The organism is Pseudoalteromonas translucida KMM 520 (genome assembly GCF_001465295.1).
GTDB lineage: Bacteria > Pseudomonadota > Gammaproteobacteria > Enterobacterales > Alteromonadaceae > Pseudoalteromonas > Pseudoalteromonas translucida.
The window spans coordinates 252,759-271,008 of the sequence record NZ_CP011035.1; the positions used below are offsets into that span (position 1 = coordinate 252,759).

An 18,250-nucleotide genomic window follows, 5' to 3' on the forward strand; every position below is an offset into this window, starting at 1 on the left:
CTTATAAAATAACAATAGTATAATAAAGAGATATAAATGAGTGACTTAAGTGCAATAGCTAATCTATCAATATTATTGGTCGAGCCTTCAGATGTGCAGCAAAAACTGATAATAAAATCACTAATACAAAGTGGTGTAAAACAAATAGAAACAGCCACTACACAAACCCAAGCTTTAACCCTACTTGCAAGTTACCAACCTGATTTAGTAATTAGCAGTATGTACTTAGCTGACGGTACCGCCGATTCACTGCTACAAAACATCAGATCAAACCCGCGCACAGAGCATCAAGCATTTATGTTGGTATCGAGCGAGCGCAATAAAAAATACCTTGAGCAATTAAGGCAATCGGGCGTGTTAGCTATTTTACCTAAACCCTTTACGAGCGAAGCCATTACCCGAGCGCTTAAAGCTACCTTAGATATAATTAGCGAACAAGAAGTAGAGCTTGAACACTTTGATGTTACTTTGCTGCGCGTGTTAGTGGTTGACGATAGTCGCTTTGCTCGTAAACATATTATTCGGGTGCTTGCTGGTATGGGAATACCTGCGCCGGTAGAGGCTGAGAATGGCAAACAAGCAATTGAGCAGCTAAATGAGCAAGCGTTTGACTTAATAGTAACCGATTACAATATGCCCGAAATGGATGGCCGAGAACTAACCGAAGCGGTTAGGGGCTCAAATAGCTACTCGCACATCCCTATTTTAATGGTGAGCTCAGAAGCCAATGAAACCCACCTAGCAAACATCTCTCAAGCCGGAGTGGATGCCATTTGCGACAAACCGTTTGAACCCGCAACAGTGAGAGATTTGCTATTTAAAATAATGTCTTAACAAGTTTAAGCAAGTACTCGATGAAATAGCAGTATTTTAAGTCATTACTTTACCCCTAATATTTAGGGTATATAGCAATAAAGAGACAATTTTATTTTTGCTATTTATATACTAAAGTATAAAGGTTAGTAATTCCTGACTACTTTAGCTAAGGACACATTATGTCTGATCTCGATATCAATAATCTCAATAGTAAAGACGCTGCTTGTGAGCAAATAGAGGCAATTGTTGCAGCAAAAAAAATGGCTATAGATGAAATTCTCAAAGAAAAAAGAATTGCAATTGCAGAGATCAGAGCTGAAATGGACTTAGCTATTGATGAAATACTCTGTGAGTCGGACAACTCTGACGAAGGGCTTATAGTTAATGACATGGCCGAAGCAGTTAAAAGAAAGCGCAAAAAAGGCAAAAGAGACAGTGATAGAAGAGTACGCGATGCTGATTACGACAGCCATGAAAAAAAGCACCGTGAAACATAATATAAATAGCACTAGCGTGGTTATTGTAATGGTTCAATGGTGAGTTAACTACCCAGAGCACCTTATACATGCAATCTTACTTATGCAAAAGGCCAATTAAATTGGCCTTTTGCATACTTATTACCTGAATTAAAGCTAGGGTAAAAAGTAGGGGGGCAGAGATTAATTAATCTGATCTTGGGTTAATTAATATTAAATATAATTAGTTAGCTAACCGATTATAAAAATTAAATAACACCCTTACAGCTGCCCTAATCTATAAATAAGTAATGCAGTTTTTTTAATGTTTTTATCAAGGCTAGTTAAATCGGCAGTTTCGTTTTTAGTGTGCGCGCCACTGCCCATTAAGCCTAAACCATCAAGTGCCATATCAACATGGCTTGTCGCAAACGAAATATCTGCCGCGCCTGCATTGCGTGGATTAGCTGCCACTACTTTGTTGTAACCTAAATCGTGGCTCGCATCGCTGTATAATGCTAGTAGCTTTTTATTGCCATCGGTTAATGCCATTGGCGGGTAGCCTTCTTCAAAAATAAGCTCTGCTTTACTGCCATTTAAATTATTACTAGCTATGAGTTGCATTGACCTTTTGGCGTTCTCTAACTGTTTTGGCGAAAGAGCGCGTAAATCGCCTGCTATATGCACTGTTTGTGCTATTACATTGCTTTTACCAAACGCCGTTGCTGACGAATTAGCGCTGTCGTAGCCGGCATTTGTGCCACCCACAATAAGCCCCGGGTTAAAGGTTAAATTAGGTTGTGTGGCAAGTTGTTCTCTAAAGCTATTTAAAATACGCGATGCTTCGTAAATAGCGCCATAGCCTACATTGTCACTAAATATTTGCGACGAATGTGCAGCATTTGCCGTTACGTTTAGCGTCCAGCCGGTATAACCACGGCGCGCCGCCATGGCGGTTTTAATGTTGTTATCGCCATTTTCAAAGCCTAAGGCAACGTCTGCCCACATTGCCGCATCAACAATGGCTTGTTTAGATAAGCTAAGCGGACGACCGCTGCTTTCTTCATCGCCAGTGAGTATTACTTTTATGCTTACATTTTCGAGTAAATTAAGGGCTTGTAAGCTTTTAAGCGCGGTAATTATTATCGTGTTACCGCCTTTCATATCGGCAACACCAGGGCCACTGGCTGTATCGGCATCAAGCTGTTTGTAGGTAGTAAAGTTATCGTGTTTGGCAAATACTGTATCTAGATGGCCGATCATCAGTATTTTTATTGCGCCAGGCTTTTTGCTCTCATGCGTTGCCAATACATGGCCTGCACGTTTAAACGCGCTACCATCAAGCCATTCTACCTTAAAACCAATAGCTTTTAATTGCTCGCTTGTAAGCGCACCTACTTTTTTTACACCTTCAATATTAAGCGAACCGCTATTAATATTTACAGCTTGCTCTATTTCTTGCAGTGCTTGGGGAATATTTTTATCGACCTGTTTTACTATTACATGCTCGTTCTTATCAAGCGCAGCATGGCATATAAGCGGAAAGGTACTAGCAAGTGTGAGAAAAAGTGCATGGCTAAATTTTAAAAATGACATAACAGCATAATAAGTGAGAAATAAGAGTATTTAATATGAAGTAAAATTAATAAGGATTCAATAGGGAAAGAGCAGTGATAGTTTTTATTTTATAACTAGGATAAAGTTATTGTAATATAAGGATATTTTTGGTTTGTAAAATGACAAATATCGTCGGCTAAATTTTTAGTCGTATCGTTGTAACCTCCGGCTGCTGTGATGCTATAGTGATACATTTAAGTTCTAGATAGGATTCTTTATGAAAGTTGAGCTAGTTACGACCCTAAAACGCCAAGCTAGCAAAATATTAGCTGATCTTCATACTTCAAAAGAGCCTGTGTTAATTACAGAACATGGTAAACCATCCGCTTATCTAGTTGAGGTTGATGATTATGAATTCATGCAACAACGAATAGTAATTCTAGAAGGTGTAGCGTGCGGTGAACAAGCTATTAAAAATGGCCATTTATTCTCTAATCAAGAAGCAAAAGAGAAAATGAGTAAATGGTTGAAGTAGTATGGACATCTCCAGCTCTCGATGATTTAAATGATGTTGCTGAATATATTGCTTTAAGTAATCTAATTGTGGCTAAAAAATTGGTTCAAAAAGTATTTGAGAAAGTATCAAGATAAGAGAACCATCCAGAATCAGGTAAAAGGCCTGCTGAGCTAAATAACTTAAACTACCGAGAAGTTATTGTTAATCCGTGTCGTATTTTCTATAAAACTGAAAGTGACAAGGTTTATATTTTACAGCTAATGCGACAAGAGCGAGATTTACGCAGGTATCTTTTACAGAATTAAATACGGTTAACAAGCAAATTAACTAGTACAAACAAGGCCTTTAAACAACCAAAATTTTTTCTCTCAAACAGCTCTCAGCCCATATTAAGCACAAGCAACTATCAGGTTTAACACCACTTGAATTAAACCAGACAGCCAAAACTAAACCAACTAACGCTTTAATTAGTCGGCATTAAATAAATTTCGCGAACGCTGTTGCGCTGGTTTGCTTCAATGGCAAACAGTACCGCGTCGGCTACATCTTGTGGGTCGAGTTTGTCGGGTTTTGCTTCATCAAAAAACGGGGTGTTTACCATGCCCGGCGCTATGGTTGTGCAGCGGCCGTTCCACTGGCTCATTTCCTCAGCTAAGTTTTGACCAAAGCCATAAGCAAACCATTTAGTTGCTCCATAAATAGAGCCGCCAATTGGCTTACGGCCAGCAGCGGAGCTGGTTAAAATGAAGTGCCCGGTGGTTTCGCGTAAATGTGGCAGCGTTAGCTTTGCAGTCCACAGCAGGGCTTTAATGTTTATGTCGATCATGGTTGACCATTCATCTGGGTTACCTTTTTCGGTGCCAGCGGTTGAAACGCCCATACCTGCATTAGCAAAGGCCACATCTAATCGGCCAAATTTTTCAATGCCTTTGGTAACTACGTTTTCGAGCGCGGTAAAGTCGGTGGCATCTGCGGCTACGCTAAGTGCGTTATCTGATCCTAGCTCGACAACAAGTTGATTAAGCTGCTCTTCTCTACGGGCGGTTAATATAACTTTATGACCCTTGTTTACTAAGGTTTTTGCCGTTGCTTCACCAATGCCACTAGAAGCGCCGGTTATGAGTACTATTTTCTCTTTTGCCATGTTTTTTCCTTGTTAACAAATGAATAAAGGCGCAGCTCAATGTGCGCCATGCAGTTATTGTGCTATGTCAAAACTGACGGATAAATCGTCAGTTTGCGTTAGGCTAATTTGTTTCAGTTGATAAACATTAAAATCTGCATCTGCTTGCTCTGGATCGTCTATGTGCGCGCTACATGTATAAGCAAGTTGGTAGTCGCCTGGTGTTATGAATGCGAGTTCAAATTCGTATTCATTATCGTCCGCATTAAATACAACATTGGCAGTCGCCAACGGTGCGTTCTCAGGCGTTTGGTCATCTATTTCATGAATATCAGTAGGGGTTTGTGCTTGCGCAGAATAAAGGTAAACAGCATGACCAAATGATGAATCATCAGCGGCAAGAGTAATGTTATCAGTCTCGCAATTGTTTATAAGTGTTTGGCTTACAGTGCCTTCAATATCTTGTGAATCAGAAAGGTTTTGTAAACGCACACCGCGAGGTTTTAAAAATATTTCGTTATTATTTTGTGGAGCAACTAACGATTTTTTTAAATCAAACTCTAATACAAATTCGTTGTCGGTTTGATTGAGGGTAAAGCCATCTAGCTGAATTTCACCCACGCCATCATTCCCTTTTCTTTTTACGATAAGCGGTGCAATGCTGCCGTCTTCATAAACTACGTGAGATGTTAAGCTAAGGTTGTTTGTGTCGCCGTTTATAACTTGTGCGCGAATCCACGAATAATCCCCAGCGGGGACTTCTTGATCGTCAAGTAATGGAAAAATATCGTCGCCCGTATAGTCTAGTAAATTGACCATTTGCGGTAAGGTGGAATCGTTTTTAGAGCGAGTTTCAAAGCTAACTTCTTCACCTTCTTGGGCTTTAATTGTTATTGAATCAAATACAACGTTAACTTGTTTTAAACCAGTGACTGGTGCATCGGAAATGCCTAAGCTAAATGTTGTTTTATCACTTGCTTGCGGTGGGGTTGTTTCAGCATCGTCATTTGATGAGCCACAGCCTGCTAAGGCAAAAATAATAGCGCTACTTAATATTGTTGATTTAAATTTCATGCTTGTTTCCTTTGATTTGATTTGTTAAGTGTACGTATTTAACCCTTAACCTAAATTGAATAAAAAATATTAAGAGTTAGGACTTTTAACATGCTGTTTTAAATGGTTTTTAATTTCATCGATTTAATTGTTTTTTACTATATACTCGCGCCACTTCTTTTGAAGTCGTTTTTATTAAATTTAACCATAATTTGCTGAATTTCAGCCACATTTATCGGAACAAACATGAAAGATAAACTTTTAGCATTTTGGCAAAGCCATTCAGAAACAATAATCACTTTAGGATACAAAGTGATTCTAGCGTTGGTGATTTTAATTGCCAGTGGCGTAATTGCCCGCGCTGTTAAAAGAGCAGTTAATGGCTCTAAATCGCCGCTCAATAAATTAGATAAAACTTTGCTGCCCATTATCTCTCGCCTTGCCAGTTACTTGGTTTATATAATTGGCTCGTTATTTATTTTAGATATTTTTGGGGTTAATACCGCCAGTTTAGTGGCGCTAATGGCCGCTGCAGGTTTAGCAATTGGTTTGGCATTAAAAAGCACATTAAGTAATATAGCTGCAGGTATTATGTTATTAATACTAAGACCTTTTAAAGTCGGTGATTTTATTGATGCCAGTGGTACATCGGGTACGGTGAGCGAAATTAACTTATTCACTACTATTTTTAAAACCACCGACGGCCTTTATATAGCCTCTCCTAACGGCAAAGTGTGGGGTGGTAATATTAAAAACTTTACCCGTAACGGCAAAAGACGCATGGATATTGTAGTGGGTATTTCGTATGCCGATTCAATAGACGATGGCTTAAATGTACTTAAACAAATAGCCAGCTCAGAAGAGCGCTTATTAGCAGAACCAGCGCCAAAAGTAATGGTGGTATCTATAGCCGAAAGTTCGGTAAACCTGCAATTACGTGCATGGACTGTAAATGGTGATTACTGGCAAACAGTGTGGGATCTTAATAAACGCGTTAAAGAGTCTATTGAGCAAGCAGGGCTAACAATTCCATTCCCACAGCGCACTTTGCACTTACCTGAGTCGCTAGCAACAAGCGTTACAGTTAATAAAGACACTGCAAAGGTAGATTAATATTAGCAGTGCAAGCACACATAAAAATAGCGAGCTAAGGCTCGCTATTTTTTGTTGTATTGTTTGTAATTATTTAGCTTAAGTAAGTCAATTAACCTTCTAGTTGAAAGTCGTACACTGAGCCTAAATTAAGTAGTTGAGTTAGCTCATCAAGTGCTTGGTAACTTTCGCTCAGCAGTGCTGGGTCGGCGAAGTCTTTAGCGCCTAATTGATCGCGGTAGTTACGTTGTGCCCAATCACACAGTTGCGTGTATTTAGTGTCGGTTAAAATAACGTCTGGGTTTACTGCAGCGAGTTCTTGCTCGTTTAAAGCAACCCGTAAACGTAAGCAAGCTGGGCCGCCGCCATTTTGCATACTTTGGCGTAAATCAAAAAAGCGTACTTGGTTTATAGGATTATCGGCCATGATCATTTCTTCAATGTAGTCGTTAACCGCGCTATTACGTTGGCACTCTTTTGGCGCTACTAATAACATAGAGCCATCACTTAGGCTTACTAGCTGGCTGTTAAATAAATAACTACTAACTGCATCTTGAATACTTACTTTACTTGTAGGTACTTCAATAATATAAAATTGTTTATTACCAATGTAGGCTTCACGAATATCTTGCAATGCTTGCTGCTGATTTAAAAATGCTTGCTGATGACACAGCAGTACGTTGGCATTACCTACTGCAATAACGTCGTTATGAAAAACCCCTTGGTCAATCACATCTGGGTTTTGCTGCAGTAAAATTTGGCTGGTATCTTTTAAATTATGTAAGCGGCAAATAGCTTCAGAGGCTTCGAGTGTTTGCCTTGCAGGAAATTTAACCGGTTTTGGTAAATGGCTGTTAAATGCACTGGCCCCAAACACAAACATTTCTAGGCCTTGCTCGCCATGGCTGTCGCAAAAACGGGTGTGGTTTGCTGCACCTTCATCACCAAAAAAGCCTTGATCGGGTAAATGGGTATGATGCACAAAGTGGTTTTGGTTATTAAACATTGCTTTTAACAACCGCGTTGTGGTGGCAGGCTCTAACGAGCGATGAAACTTATTGTTTAAATTTGCAGCGGTAAAGTGCACTTTACCATCGGTTGTATCGGGCGATGGCGACACAGTAGCGGCGTTTGCTGTCCACATTGCTGAGGCTGAATAACATGCGCGTAATAAAATAGGATCGGCGTTAAAAGCTTTATTAATAACTTGCGCGTCGTTACCGCTAAACCCTAGGCGGCGCAGTATATTTAAGTCGGGGCGTGCATGGGGTGCAAATACACCTTGAGTTAAGCCTTTATCGTGCATGGCTTTCATTTTTTCAAGGCCTTGAAGCACTGCCTCTTGGGGGTTTGAAAAGTTAGCAGCGTTATTTAACGAAGCAACGTTACCATACGATAACCCCGCATAATTGTGAGTAGGGCCAACTAAGCCATCAAAATTAACTTCTAAGGCAGGCATACACATTCCAAATAAATTGTTTAATAGTACTAACAATACAATGCATTGGGTTTACTTGCAAAGCGACACCAACAAGAAAAGCTTAACGGCTGAGAATACGCTCTTTATCAGCGGTAGTACGCGGATTATTTGGCTCGTTTACTTGCCAAAAACTAACATCTAAACGCCATAATAAATAAAGTGTGTGATATAAATTAAACATAGCTTTTCCTGTGAAGTTTTTTAAACACATAAAGTAATAGGAAGAAGTATGCCAACGTTTAATTGAATATTTTATGAATACGAATCAAGGAATTAGTATTTTTACATAAAAGAGTTGTTAGCTTTTTGCACTTATATGGTGGTTTTTTTGGGCTATATGCACTTATTTGATACACGCGCTATTTTAAACGGTTTATGCATTAATTAGATAAATCGTTAACGACTAAGTCGAGTAATTGCATTAGTTGTTTTGCTTGCTCTGTATTTACGTTATTAAATTTACACAGCACTTTGCTGGGTATATCAGCCGCTTTTAGCTTTAGTGATTGCCCCTGGTGAGTGAGTTGTACTAAACGCTTGCGCTTGTCGTGCTTGTCTTTTACTACGGCAAGTAATGACTTATCGGTCATTTTTTTTAGTATTTGGGTCATGGCACCGCCATCAATTGCGGTGTTATTTATAAGCTCGGCAATGGTTATTTGGTCTTGCTCCCACAGTGCCATCATTACTACATACTGCGGATAAGTTAAATTAAGCTCAGCTAAAGGCTCCCTATAAGCGCGAGCAATACTATTAGATGCCATATATAAACGATGACATAACTGATTTTTTAATTTTAACTGCTCAAACGACATGCTTTAACCTCTTTGCTGAATAAAGCGTATTTTAATTTGCATGCAAAGCATTTGCAATCTATATTTAGTTGCTCTATTATTTTGCACACAAACTAAATAAGTTAATTAATTTTTTAAATTTTGGAGTTCATTATGAATGTATTACAAAACGTTGCCTATACAGCAAAAGCAACTGCAACCGGTGGCCGTGAAGGCACTGCTAAATCTGATGATGGTCGTTTAAATGTAGATTTATCAACTCCTAAAGGCTTAGGCGGCGATGATGGTAAAGGGACTAACCCTGAACAGCTATTTGCAGCAGGTTACGCGGCATGCTTTATTGGTGCACTTAAATTTGTAGCGGGCAGCGAGAAAATTACTCTGCCAAGTGACACGCACATTAACTCAGAAGTGTCGATTGGCGCTATTGACGGTGGTTTTGGTATTGCAGTTAAGCTAGCGGTGTCGCTGGGTGATATGGATAAAGCGCAAGCACAGGAGCTTGTAGATAAAGCGCACTTAGTATGCCCATATTCAAACGCAACACGCGGCAATATTGAAGTTGAGCTGTCGGTTATTTAATAACGGCACTCGCTAATATTTAAAAAGCACACAATAACCTTGTGTGCTTTTTTGTTTTTGGGGTCATAAAAAATAAATATACGAAAAAACGTATATTCACTATTTCATATATTTAGTTTTTGTTTTATTGTGTACATATTAACGATACGAGGACGCTATGGAACAATTCAACCCCCTGCAATTTTATAAATGCCTAGCGGACGATACACGTTTAAAGGCCATACTGCTTATTGCTGATCAGCAAGAGTTATGTGTTTGCGAATTAGTTGCGGCACTTAATTTAAGCCAACCTAAAGTGTCACGTCATTTAGCACAGCTTCGCCAGTGCGGATTGCTTACAGATCGAAAACAAAACCAATGGGTGTACTACAGTATTAATAAGGCGCTACCAGATTGGGCACAAACGGTAATTACACAAACACGTGTTGCAACAGCATCATTTTATAAAAATGATTTAGAGCGCTTAAATGCTATGGGTAATCGCCCTGAGCGCTGTTGCTAAGTAACCTGAGCTCCGGATAATAAACTTATCTCAAGCAGCTATTTTCAGCGCTAACTGCGTTGAATTTACTTGCAATAGGCCAGCTATTGACGCGTAAATTCGCCTTGTTTTCACTGAAAACCTCTGGCTAGAGAAAATAAAATTAAATATAACTATGACTCAATACGTTAGTAAATCTCTTAACCAGAGTTCAGGTTAAGTAATTAATATAACAAAAGGTATTTTATTATGACCATTAAAGTAGGTATTAACGGTTTTGGCCGTATGGGGCGTTTAACGCTGCGCGCAGCGGTTGACTGGCCAGATATAGAGTTTATAAAAGTAAATGATATAGCGGGCGATGCTAAAACCCATGCCCATTTATTGGAGTTTGACTCAGTGCATGGGCGTTTACATCATCCTGTTACAGCCACTAATAATATTATTGAGGTTGGCAAACACAATATAACTGTAAGCAACCATAAAACCATTAACGACAACGATTGGTCTGGTTGCGATGTAGTAATAGAAGCTAGCGGTAAAATGAAAACGACCCAGTTACTAAATGCGTATTTAGCCCAAGGAGTTAAACGCGTGGTGGTGACTGCACCGGTAAAAGAAGAGGGCATTTTAAATATAGTATTAGGGGTGAACGATCATCTTTATAAGCCAAGTGAGCACAAAATAGTTACTGCGGCCTCCTGTACCACTAACTGCTTAGCGCCTATTGTGAAGGTACTGCAACAAAAAGTGGGAATAAAACACGGCTCCATAACCACTATTCACAGTATTACTAATACGCAAACCATTATTGACGCACCACATAAAGACCTACGCAGAGCACGTTCTTGTGGCACAAGTTTAATACCAACAACAACAGGTAGCGCAACAGCCATTACGCATATTTTTCCTGAGCTTAAAGGTAAATTAAACGGCCATGCTGTACGTGTACCACTTACAAATGCTTCAATTACCGATTGTGTGTTTGAACTGCAGCGCAGCGTTAGTGAAGATGAAGTAAATGGCTGGTTTAAAAATGCGGCTAATAACGAGCTTAAAGGTATTTTAGGTTACGAGGAAAAGCCACTGGTATCGATTGATTACGCAACCGATCCACGCAGCAGCATAATAGATGCGCTTTCCACTATGGTAATTAACAACACACAGCTTAAATTATACGCTTGGTACGATAACGAGTGGGGCTATGCAAATCGTACTGCAGAGCTAATGCTAAAAGTTGGTTTAAGTGATCAATCAAGTTAATAGGCTCATTTAATGTTTGCGCAACTAGCTAACTTACCAAGCTCACTAAAACAGTATTTTATCATTACCGGCAATTATTGGGCTTTTACTTTAACCGATGGTGCACTGCGAATGTTAGTGGTGCTGTATTTTCATCAGTTAGGTTATGGCGCATTAGCGATTGCTATGTTGTTTTTGTTTTACGAAATATTTGGCGTGATCACTAATTTAGTGGGGGGATGGTTAGGAGCGCAACTTGGCTTAAATAAAACCATGAATATTGGCTTAGGGCTGCAAATACTTGCGCTTGCTATGCTTTGCGTGCCAACAGATTGGTTAACGGTTGCTTATGTAATGGCAGCACAAGCGTTAAGTGGGATTGCCAAAGATTTAAATAAAATGAGCGCCAAAAGTGCTATTAAATATTTGGTGCCGCAAAACAGCAGCGGGCAAAGTCAATTATATAAATGGGTTGCCATACTTACAGGCTCTAAAAATACATTAAAAGGAGTGGGCTTCTTTTTAGGTGGGGTACTGCTTACTTTATTTAGTTTTGTTGGTGCGTTGTTTACTTTAATCGTTTTATTGAGTTTTGCCTGGGTTATAAGTTTAGTATTTTTAAAAGGCGATATAGGTAAGGCTAAAAACAAACCTAAATTTAAAACGTTATTCTCTAAATCTCGTGCTATTAATTTACTTAGCGCAGCACGATTGTGTTTATTTGCCTCGCGAGACGTGTGGTTTGTAGTGGCTCTGCCTGTGTACTTAGCCACGCAATTTAACTGGAACCATACTTGGGTTAGTGGCGTTATGGCACTGTGGGTAATAGCGTATGGGGTAGTGCAATCGCAAGCACCGCGAATTACCGGGCAAGTTATTACCTCTGGTTTTAATACAGTTAATAAAGCATATAAGTGGGTTACGCTATTGTGCATTGTAACTGGCGCTTTAGCACTGCTAATGCAATTTAATAGTGCGGTAAATTATACGCTTATAGTGGGCTTATTTATTTTTGGTGGGGTGTTTGCTGTTAACTCATCGCTACATAGTTATTTAATAGTGAGCTTTGCCAGCAGTGATGGTGTGTCGCTCGATGTGGGTTTTTATTACATGGCCAATGCCATGGGGCGCTTACTGGGTACTGTGCTTTCTGGTTGGGTATTTCAGCTTTATGGGTTAGTGGCGTGTTTATGGGTAAGTGTTTGCCTACTCATTATGGCTGCAATAGCCACCGCTTTTTTGGCTAAACATGAAGGCTAAACTTTTGTATGAGATTGCTGTTTTTGCACTAAATTAATAGCTTCATTTTATAGATCAACTAAACTATATACGTTAATTAATTAAAAGGTGTGATGAATGCGGGAAATAGCGTTAGCGAAAAAGTTATTGTGGCTCTCTGTGGGCAGTATATTTATAACTGTATTAGTACTTTCGAGTATTTTATGGTGGCAGTTGTCATTAAGTAATAAAGATTTAGCGGCCAAGTCTGAAGAGTATATAGTTGCTGAAGTAGAAGAAAAACTTAATGCAAACGCGGCTGTTTACGGTGAAAGAATAGCTGGGTTTATTAACGAAGCCTACCGAATTCCCTATACATTGGCAGCATTACTTGGCGACGCAGCACAGAAAAATAGCTTAAACCGAGATACGGTGGTAAGTATTAACCACGCTATTATTGAAAAAAACACTCTTTTATCATCGGTTTACTCACAGTTTGAAGCCAATGCTTTTGACGGCCAAGACGCCTATTTTCAGCAAGGTTATAAACACTCTGTTGATGGTGCTGGCACACTTGAAGTATATATTACCCGCGACGAAAACGGTGTTATTGAGCAGCAAAAGGTAGCTAACGCCGCAGATAAATACATAACAACACTTAATGAGTTTGGTATTCGAGAGGCGCATTGGTATTTATGTGCTAAAGACACACTTAAGCCGTGTATAATGGAACCCTACCTATACGAAATTCCCTCTGGCGATTCGGTTATGCTAACGTCTTTAACAGTACCTATTTTAAAATCAGGTCAGTTTATTGGTATTACTGGCGCTGACTTAACGCTACCTATTTTTCAAACCATGACAGAGCAGCTTTCTAAGCAACTTTATAATGGCAAAGCAAAAGTAACCTTGCTGAGTGATTTGGGCTTAGTGGTTGGTAGCAGTCATTATAAATCTAAATTAGGGCGTCCTTTTAAAGAAGCTGTTAACGCAGTAACGATTAATAATTTAGAAAAGCTAAAAGATAACAGTGGTATTTTTAAAGCTAACGATCAGTATTTAGTTAATTACCCAATTAATATTAAGCTTGCTAATAAGCAGTGGTCGTTAATTATAGAAGTACCAGCAGAGCTTGCACTGGCAGGGCCGCAAGCACTTTCGCAAAATATGCAGCAAACTGCGCAGTCACTAGGGGTTATTATTTTAATAACCGGTTTAGCAATTGCAGTTGTTGCTTTTATTGTTATGAAGCTAGTTATTGGCAGTATTGTTGCCCCACTGCAGCAAATTCAGCAACGCGTTGATAACCTTGCCAGCTCAGAGGGCGACTTAACCCATACACTACATGTAGAGTCGCATGCAGAGTTAATAGCATTAGCCGATGGCTTTAATCGATTTTTAACTAAGCTTAGAGTGCTAATTTCACAGCTAAAAGATGTGTCTGATCAAACTAAGCAGCAAGGCGAAATTGCCCAGCATATTGCTATTGATACTAAACATAATGTACAGGCGCAATTTCACGAAATTGAAAGCGTAGTTACCGCAATGAACGAAATGAGTGCAACTGCGCTTGAAGTTGCACGCGCATCAGAACAATCGGCGCAACAAGCGGGTGAAATTAATAGCTTAGTGGTAAGTAGTGAAACGAGTTTGTCATCAGCCATGAGCCAAGTTAAAACCATGTCTGAGGAAATAAAAGAAGCCAACCAAGCGGTGCAAAAAGTGGCGTCGCGCAGTAACGATATAACGCAAATTTTAGATGTGATTCGTACTATTTCAGAGCAAACTAATTTACTTGCGCTAAATGCTGCAATTGAAGCTGCACGAGCGGGTGATCATGGTCGAGGCTTTGCGGTTGTTGCAGACGAAGTACGTGCACTGGCGTCAAAAACGCGCTCATCAACCGATGATATTAGCCGATTAATTGATAGCTTGTTGCTTGAAGTAGGTAATGCCTCAACGGTTATCGAAAAAGGCGTAGTACGGGCTCAAAGTGCAGTTGATGAAACTTCAGTTGCGTTTGATGCACTGCATAGCGTGGTAGTTAAAGTGGACGAAATTACCAATCAAATTACGCATATTGCTACCGCAGCCGAAGAGCAAAGCTTAGTGAGCGAAGAAATAAACCGTAATTTAACGCTGATCTCAGATGCGGCTTCGCAATTATCTGATTTATCTTCGCAAGCAGGCGACAGCAGTGAAGTACTTAATAAATTGGTTGCGCAACAAGACTCAGAACTTAATAAGTTAAAAACGTAATATTGATTTAGCACTGAGACAAAATAAAAACGGCAGTAATTTTAAATTACTGCCGTTTTTGTTCAAATAACTAAAGTGAGAAATTTATAAGCTTTTTATGATCTTAAACATTTGATCTATCATTGGCTGAGCCAGTGACTCAACACCCGGGCGATTAAAATAACCACGTAAACCAGTAAACTGTACTTCAAAAAAGCGTGCATACTCTTGCGCAGATATATTATTACTTAACTCATTTTTTGCTATTGCTTGTTCAAAAAGAACCGAAAGGTAGTTTTCAAATTTATCAATTAAATCTAAGCTTAGTTGATATAAATTGCTGTCCTTATCTGCAAATTCACAGTTGGCCTTTACCAGCATACAAATAGCACTAGGTGCACTTTCTTTTTTTGTTATTACATCTTCAACAAAAGCGCGCAGCCCACCCAAAATAGTGTCTGATGTGGATAGGCATTCTTTAATTTGGCTCTCCATTTGTACTGTGTAGTCTCTTAAAGACTCAATATAAAGCCCTTCCTTAGAGCCAAAAGCAGAGTAGATACTGCCAGGTCGCATATTAATGGCTTCTTGTAAATCACGCGTCGACGTTGCATGAAAACCTTTTTCCCAAAATAGCTGACTTGCAAGGCGGACAACAGACTCACGCTCAAACTTAATTTTATTCGCCATCTCATTTCTCAATTATTTGAACACATGCTCAATTTTAACTTGAGCAATCGCTCAAAATCAAATAGTATGTGTCTCGAAGTTAACTAACTAATTATTAATTGGAGCTAAACATGACAGAATTTACTTTATATACAGCAGAAAATGCACCTGAAGAATCAAAATCTCTTATGGCCGATTCAGTAGCTGCGTTTGGTATGGTACCGAACCTACATGCAGTAATGGCAGAAGCACCTACTTTACTTAAAGGTTATCAAGTACTACATGAGCTGTTTCAAAATACGTCATTTAATGCTGAAGAATTAACGGTTGTATGGCAATCAATTAACGTTGAACATAACTGTCATTATTGTGTGCCAGCCCACAGTGCTATTGCAGCATCAATGAAAGTTGATCAAGGTATAGTTGATTCGCTAGTAAATAAAACACCACTTGCTGATCCTAAACTTGAAGCACTTCGTGAAACAACACTTGCAATGGCTCGCGACCGCGGTGTGATCAGTGATGAGCAAATTGAAAGATTTTTTGCAGCGGGTTATGGCAAGCAACAACTGCTTGAAATTATTGTAGGCTTATCGCAAAAAGTAATGAGCAACTACACTAACCACCTTGCAAATACGCCAGTTGATGAACCATTTAAAAAATTCATAAAATAGTTTACAAACTGTAAGTGGTTATGAGAAAGGCAGCCTTGGCTGCCTTTCTCAATTAATTGTTGTTATAAACGCTTTATTGAAACTTAACCTGCTGGTTACTGCGTGTATAGGTGCGGGTTGCAGGCTTTGTCCACTCGCCTTTTTTTAAGTACGAGGTTGATACGATAAGTTCATCACCTTTAATTTCGCTGGTAGACTTAACTTTAGTAATGCCTTCTTTATTTCCGGTTACTTCTTCATAGGCTACAAGCTGAGTGGGGCTAAGTATCTTCATTGTGCCTTTAGTGTAAAACCCCGCCGTAGTGAAATAATAAAATACTAATGAGTCTTTTTTACTATCGTAAAATATCATCGACTCGCCGCCATACTCCCCTTCATTGATTGAGTGCATAGTACGAATAGCTTTACCGTTTAAAGCTCGCTGCCATTTACTAATGTCTTGCTTAGGCTTAGTGCCTTCAGGGACTGTAAAATTAGCCTGCCATGTGCCTAAGTATGGCTTAAATGCACTGAGCTCTTTAGCTAAATCAGTTGGCTGTGCATTTACAGTGGTTGTAAATACAATGCAAAAGGTTAGTATTAGTTTTTTTAAATATGACATAATTACTGCCTATTATGAGTGAGTCTGGGGATGGCCTAGATACAGTATAGGTGAGAGTTACTTGATTAAAAAAGCATTATTACTTTTTTCTATTGGTTTTTTATGTGTATTAACCGTAGGAGGGCTGTTTGGCTATTGGCCTACTATTACCGCAAGTGTGTACGTATTTATGAGTACAATTACCATTTTAGTTTATAAGTGGGACAAGCGTTTAGCCATGAGTAAAAAACAGCCTGTGGTGAGAGTGCCAGAGCGTACTTTACATCTATTAGCGTTATTATGTGGCTGGCCGGGGGCGTTAATCGCTCAGCAATGGTTTAGGCATAAATCACAAAAACGTGTTTTTATAGCCGTACTTTGGTTTACCATAATTATTAACTGCAGTGCGTTATTTGGTGCCTACTATTATTGGCAACTAGGGTAAAACATTACTCGTAGATAGCTTAAAGTAGCTCAAAAAATGACTATTAATTAAAATGTTAAAAATAAAAAGGAATAATATTAATGAAATCTTTTATTTTAGGTCTTTGCCTAATGTTTGTAAGCCTGCCAGTATTTGCGAATGACTTAGAGCCCGCAATAAAAGACTTTGGCTTTTTTTATAATGTACCTTCACATGCCCCAATAGCGCAAAATACACATTTTAAAATTGCCTTTGATATTGGTAAAGGCGCGCAAAAGGGTGAGCAAAATAATGGTATGAATTCTTTAGCGCGGTTTATTAATATGCATATAGCACATGGTATTAAACCAGAAAATATAGAGCTGGCACTCGTAATTCATGGCAGTGCAAGCGTAGATGTGCTTGATAATAATACTTATAAAAACCGCTTTGAAGTCGATAACAAAAATCAAAGCTTAATTGAGCAATTACTTGCTAATAATACGGTGGTTTATGTATGTGGACAGTCGGCCACGCATTATAAAGTAGCTCCTGAACAGTTAATAAAGGGCGTAAAAATGTCGTTATCGGCAATGACAGCACATGCGCAGTTACAACAGCAGGGCTATACGCTAAACCCCTTTTAATGATAAAAAATATATTATGCTTTGGGGATTCCAATACTTGGGGTTTCAATCCGCAAACAGGAAAACGATTTGATGCTACAGTACGCTGGCCTGCAAAGCTTGCTGTAAAGTTAGGGGTTAATTTTACAATAATAGAAGCTGGGCAGCCTAACCGTACTTTAGTAAATAACTCACCGTTTGCAGGTGAGTTATCGGGCGTGACTTATTTACAGTCTTACTTAAATGAACTTAAAATAGATTTAATTATTATAGACTTAGGTGCTAACGATCTGAAAAAACGGTTTAATTTAAATGTTCACGATATTGCCGCTGGGTTAACAGCATTAATAGATTCAATATTGAATTATTATAAGCAATGCGCCAGGCTCTCCAAAAATTTTAATACTTAGCCCCGCTCATGTACGAGAAGTAGGAAGTTACGCAAGCGTGTACAAAGGGGCAGAGCAAAAAGTGGTGCAATTAGCTGCAGCATTTGCAAATGTTGCTAGTACAAAACAATGCTCATTTTATGACTTGGCAAGGCTTGCGAGTGTTTCAAGTGAGGATGGTGTGCATTTAGATGAAAAACAGCATCAAAAAATTAGTGATGCATTAGAGGCGATTATTCGTGAGTTTTAATTTTTAAATAT

The 18,250-nt window shown here is 39.0% G+C and carries 21 protein-coding genes and 1 pseudogene; 15 read left to right on the forward strand and 7 right to left on the reverse strand.

Annotated elements, in window-relative coordinates:
- The first annotated feature begins 36 nt into the window (after positions 1 to 36).
- Together PTRA_RS16625 and PTRA_RS16630 are read left to right on the forward strand one after the other, a co-directional pair.
- Complete coding sequence (locus PTRA_RS16625; RefSeq protein WP_058374786.1) at positions 37 to 834, forward strand: response regulator; 798 nt, start codon at positions 37 to 39, stop codon at positions 832 to 834.
- A gap of 161 nt (positions 835 to 995) precedes the next feature.
- Positions 996 to 1,313, forward strand: coding sequence for a hypothetical protein (locus PTRA_RS16630; protein WP_058374787.1), 318 nt, complete (start codon positions 996 to 998; stop codon positions 1,311 to 1,313).
- A 240-nt stretch (positions 1,314 to 1,553) separates the two neighbouring features.
- Here the strand turns inward: PTRA_RS16630 and PTRA_RS16635 are convergent, their stop codons facing one another.
- Positions 1,554 to 2,867: a M20/M25/M40 family metallo-hydrolase gene (locus PTRA_RS16635; RefSeq protein WP_058374788.1), complete on the reverse strand. Its 1,314-nt coding sequence runs from the start codon at positions 2,865 to 2,867 to the stop codon at positions 1,554 to 1,556.
- Between the two features lie 238 nt (positions 2,868 to 3,105).
- Between PTRA_RS16635 and PTRA_RS16640 the strand changes: the two genes are divergently transcribed.
- Together PTRA_RS16640 and PTRA_RS16645 are read left to right on the forward strand one after the other, a co-directional pair.
- On the forward strand, positions 3,106 to 3,363 hold the full coding sequence (locus PTRA_RS16640; protein ID WP_058374789.1) for a type II toxin-antitoxin system Phd/YefM family antitoxin: 258 nt from the start codon (positions 3,106 to 3,108) through the stop codon (positions 3,361 to 3,363).
- A pseudogene (locus PTRA_RS16645) lies at positions 3,351 to 3,650 on the forward strand (type II toxin-antitoxin system RelE/ParE family toxin). The gene PTRA_RS16640 and the pseudogene PTRA_RS16645 overlap by 13 nt, the downstream one beginning before the upstream one ends.
- Positions 3,651 to 3,808: 158 nt before the next feature.
- On the opposite strand, the gene PTRA_RS16650 reads toward PTRA_RS16645, so the two are convergent.
- Both PTRA_RS16650 and PTRA_RS16655 read right to left on the reverse strand, forming a co-directional pair.
- The gene (locus PTRA_RS16650) at positions 3,809 to 4,489 is read right to left on the reverse strand and encodes an SDR family oxidoreductase (protein ID WP_058374790.1); all 681 of its coding nucleotides are present in this window, start codon (positions 4,487 to 4,489) and stop codon (positions 3,809 to 3,811) included.
- A gap of 54 nt (positions 4,490 to 4,543) precedes the next feature.
- On the reverse strand, positions 4,544 to 5,542 hold the full coding sequence (locus PTRA_RS16655; RefSeq protein ID WP_058374791.1) for a DUF4382 domain-containing protein: 999 nt from the start codon (positions 5,540 to 5,542) through the stop codon (positions 4,544 to 4,546).
- Positions 5,543 to 5,767: 225 nt separating this feature from the next.
- On the opposite strand from PTRA_RS16655, the gene PTRA_RS16660 reads away from it, so the two are divergent.
- A complete protein-coding gene (locus PTRA_RS16660) occupies positions 5,768 to 6,634 on the forward strand; it encodes a mechanosensitive ion channel family protein (protein ID WP_058374792.1) in 867 nt (288 codons plus the stop codon).
- 91 nt (positions 6,635 to 6,725) lie between these two features.
- Here PTRA_RS16660 and astB read toward each other — a convergent pair whose 3' ends face one another.
- Both astB and PTRA_RS16670 read right to left on the reverse strand, forming a co-directional pair.
- Positions 6,726 to 8,072, reverse strand: coding sequence for an N-succinylarginine dihydrolase (astB, locus tag PTRA_RS16665; protein WP_058374793.1), 1,347 nt, complete (start codon positions 8,070 to 8,072; stop codon positions 6,726 to 6,728).
- Positions 8,073 to 8,473: 401 nt separating this feature from the next.
- Positions 8,474 to 8,908 carry a MarR family winged helix-turn-helix transcriptional regulator gene (locus tag PTRA_RS16670; RefSeq protein ID WP_058374794.1) on the reverse strand — a complete coding sequence of 145 codons (435 nt, stop codon included), beginning with the start codon at positions 8,906 to 8,908 and terminating at the stop codon, positions 8,474 to 8,476.
- A 132-nt stretch (positions 8,909 to 9,040) separates the two neighbouring features.
- Between PTRA_RS16670 and PTRA_RS16675 the strand changes: the two genes are divergently transcribed.
- From PTRA_RS16675 to PTRA_RS16695, 5 genes are all read left to right on the forward strand, one after another.
- Complete coding sequence (locus tag PTRA_RS16675) at positions 9,041 to 9,469, forward strand: organic hydroperoxide resistance protein (protein WP_011329816.1); 429 nt, start codon at positions 9,041 to 9,043, stop codon at positions 9,467 to 9,469.
- A 157-nt stretch (positions 9,470 to 9,626) separates the two neighbouring features.
- A complete protein-coding gene (locus PTRA_RS16680; RefSeq protein WP_058374795.1) occupies positions 9,627 to 9,971 on the forward strand; it encodes a metalloregulator ArsR/SmtB family transcription factor in 345 nt (114 codons plus the stop codon).
- A 228-nt stretch (positions 9,972 to 10,199) separates the two neighbouring features.
- Positions 10,200 to 11,213 carry an ArsJ-associated glyceraldehyde-3-phosphate dehydrogenase gene (locus tag PTRA_RS16685; protein ID WP_058374796.1) on the forward strand — a complete coding sequence of 338 codons (1,014 nt, stop codon included), beginning with the start codon at positions 10,200 to 10,202 and terminating at the stop codon, positions 11,211 to 11,213.
- Between the two features lie 12 nt (positions 11,214 to 11,225).
- On the forward strand, positions 11,226 to 12,452 hold the full coding sequence (gene arsJ, locus PTRA_RS16690) for an organoarsenical effux MFS transporter ArsJ (RefSeq protein WP_058374797.1): 1,227 nt from the start codon (positions 11,226 to 11,228) through the stop codon (positions 12,450 to 12,452).
- A gap of 96 nt (positions 12,453 to 12,548) precedes the next feature.
- Complete coding sequence (locus PTRA_RS16695; RefSeq protein ID WP_058374798.1) at positions 12,549 to 14,669, forward strand: methyl-accepting chemotaxis protein; 2,121 nt, start codon at positions 12,549 to 12,551, stop codon at positions 14,667 to 14,669.
- 84 nt (positions 14,670 to 14,753) lie between these two features.
- Here PTRA_RS16695 and PTRA_RS16700 read toward each other — a convergent pair whose 3' ends face one another.
- A complete protein-coding gene (locus tag PTRA_RS16700; RefSeq protein WP_058374799.1) occupies positions 14,754 to 15,338 on the reverse strand; it encodes a TetR/AcrR family transcriptional regulator in 585 nt (194 codons plus the stop codon).
- Positions 15,339 to 15,448: 110 nt separating this feature from the next.
- Between PTRA_RS16700 and PTRA_RS16705 the strand changes: the two genes are divergently transcribed.
- Positions 15,449 to 15,991, forward strand: a complete 543-nt coding sequence (locus PTRA_RS16705) for a carboxymuconolactone decarboxylase family protein (RefSeq protein ID WP_058374800.1) — start codon at positions 15,449 to 15,451, stop codon at positions 15,989 to 15,991.
- Positions 15,992 to 16,064: 73 nt separating this feature from the next.
- On the opposite strand, the gene PTRA_RS16710 is transcribed toward PTRA_RS16705, so the two are convergent.
- Positions 16,065 to 16,592, reverse strand: coding sequence for a hypothetical protein (locus PTRA_RS16710; protein WP_058374801.1), 528 nt, complete (start codon positions 16,590 to 16,592; stop codon positions 16,065 to 16,067).
- Positions 16,593 to 16,653: 61 nt separating this feature from the next.
- On the opposite strand from PTRA_RS16710, the gene PTRA_RS16715 reads away from it, so the two are divergent.
- From PTRA_RS16715 to PTRA_RS19300, 4 genes are all read left to right on the forward strand, one after another.
- Positions 16,654 to 17,016 carry a DUF1294 domain-containing protein gene (locus PTRA_RS16715; RefSeq protein ID WP_058374802.1) on the forward strand — a complete coding sequence of 121 codons (363 nt, stop codon included), beginning with the start codon at positions 16,654 to 16,656 and terminating at the stop codon, positions 17,014 to 17,016.
- Between the two features lie 110 nt (positions 17,017 to 17,126).
- The gene (locus tag PTRA_RS16720; RefSeq protein WP_418055011.1) at positions 17,127 to 17,621 is read left to right on the forward strand and encodes a DsrE family protein; all 495 of its coding nucleotides are present in this window, start codon (positions 17,127 to 17,129) and stop codon (positions 17,619 to 17,621) included.
- Positions 17,621 to 18,010 carry an SGNH/GDSL hydrolase family protein gene (locus PTRA_RS19295; RefSeq protein ID WP_237113511.1) on the forward strand — a complete coding sequence of 130 codons (390 nt, stop codon included), beginning with the start codon at positions 17,621 to 17,623 and terminating at the stop codon, positions 18,008 to 18,010. Before PTRA_RS16720 ends, PTRA_RS19295 begins: the two co-directional genes overlap by 1 nt.
- 37 nt (positions 18,011 to 18,047) lie before the next feature.
- The gene (locus tag PTRA_RS19300) at positions 18,048 to 18,239 is read left to right on the forward strand and encodes an SGNH/GDSL hydrolase family protein (protein ID WP_237113512.1); all 192 of its coding nucleotides are present in this window, start codon (positions 18,048 to 18,050) and stop codon (positions 18,237 to 18,239) included.
- Positions 18,240 to 18,250 lie beyond the last annotated feature (11 nt).

Coding starts and splice junctions, on each gene's coding strand:
- astB (WP_058374793.1), bottom strand. CDS start 8,072: ATGCCTGCCTTAGAAGTTAATTTTGATGGCTTAGTTGGCCCTACTCAC.
- PTRA_RS16695 (WP_058374798.1), top strand. CDS start 12,549: ATGCGGGAAATAGCGTTAGCGAAAAAGTTATTGTGGCTCTCTGTGGGC.
- PTRA_RS16710 (WP_058374801.1), bottom strand. CDS start 16,592: ATGTCATATTTAAAAAAACTAATACTAACCTTTTGCATTGTATTTACA.
- PTRA_RS16630 (WP_058374787.1), top strand. CDS start 996: ATGTCTGATCTCGATATCAATAATCTCAATAGTAAAGACGCTGCTTGT.
- PTRA_RS16670 (WP_058374794.1), bottom strand. CDS start 8,908: ATGTCGTTTGAGCAGTTAAAATTAAAAAATCAGTTATGTCATCGTTTA.
- PTRA_RS16705 (WP_058374800.1), top strand. CDS start 15,449: ATGACAGAATTTACTTTATATACAGCAGAAAATGCACCTGAAGAATCA.
- PTRA_RS19295 (WP_237113511.1), top strand. CDS start 17,621: ATGATAAAAAATATATTATGCTTTGGGGATTCCAATACTTGGGGTTTC.
- PTRA_RS16720 (WP_418055011.1), top strand. CDS start 17,127: ATGTTTGTAAGCCTGCCAGTATTTGCGAATGACTTAGAGCCCGCAATA.
- PTRA_RS16640 (WP_058374789.1), top strand. CDS start 3,106: ATGAAAGTTGAGCTAGTTACGACCCTAAAACGCCAAGCTAGCAAAATA.
- PTRA_RS16650 (WP_058374790.1), bottom strand. CDS start 4,489: ATGGCAAAAGAGAAAATAGTACTCATAACCGGCGCTTCTAGTGGCATT.
- PTRA_RS16680 (WP_058374795.1), top strand. CDS start 9,627: ATGGAACAATTCAACCCCCTGCAATTTTATAAATGCCTAGCGGACGAT.
- PTRA_RS16625 (WP_058374786.1), top strand. CDS start 37: ATGAGTGACTTAAGTGCAATAGCTAATCTATCAATATTATTGGTCGAG.
- PTRA_RS16675 (WP_011329816.1), top strand. CDS start 9,041: ATGAATGTATTACAAAACGTTGCCTATACAGCAAAAGCAACTGCAACC.
- PTRA_RS16655 (WP_058374791.1), bottom strand. CDS start 5,542: ATGAAATTTAAATCAACAATATTAAGTAGCGCTATTATTTTTGCCTTA.
- PTRA_RS16700 (WP_058374799.1), bottom strand. CDS start 15,338: ATGGCGAATAAAATTAAGTTTGAGCGTGAGTCTGTTGTCCGCCTTGCA.
- PTRA_RS16660 (WP_058374792.1), top strand. CDS start 5,768: ATGAAAGATAAACTTTTAGCATTTTGGCAAAGCCATTCAGAAACAATA.
- PTRA_RS16685 (WP_058374796.1), top strand. CDS start 10,200: ATGACCATTAAAGTAGGTATTAACGGTTTTGGCCGTATGGGGCGTTTA.
- arsJ (WP_058374797.1), top strand. CDS start 11,226: ATGTTTGCGCAACTAGCTAACTTACCAAGCTCACTAAAACAGTATTTT.
- PTRA_RS16635 (WP_058374788.1), bottom strand. CDS start 2,867: ATGTCATTTTTAAAATTTAGCCATGCACTTTTTCTCACACTTGCTAGT.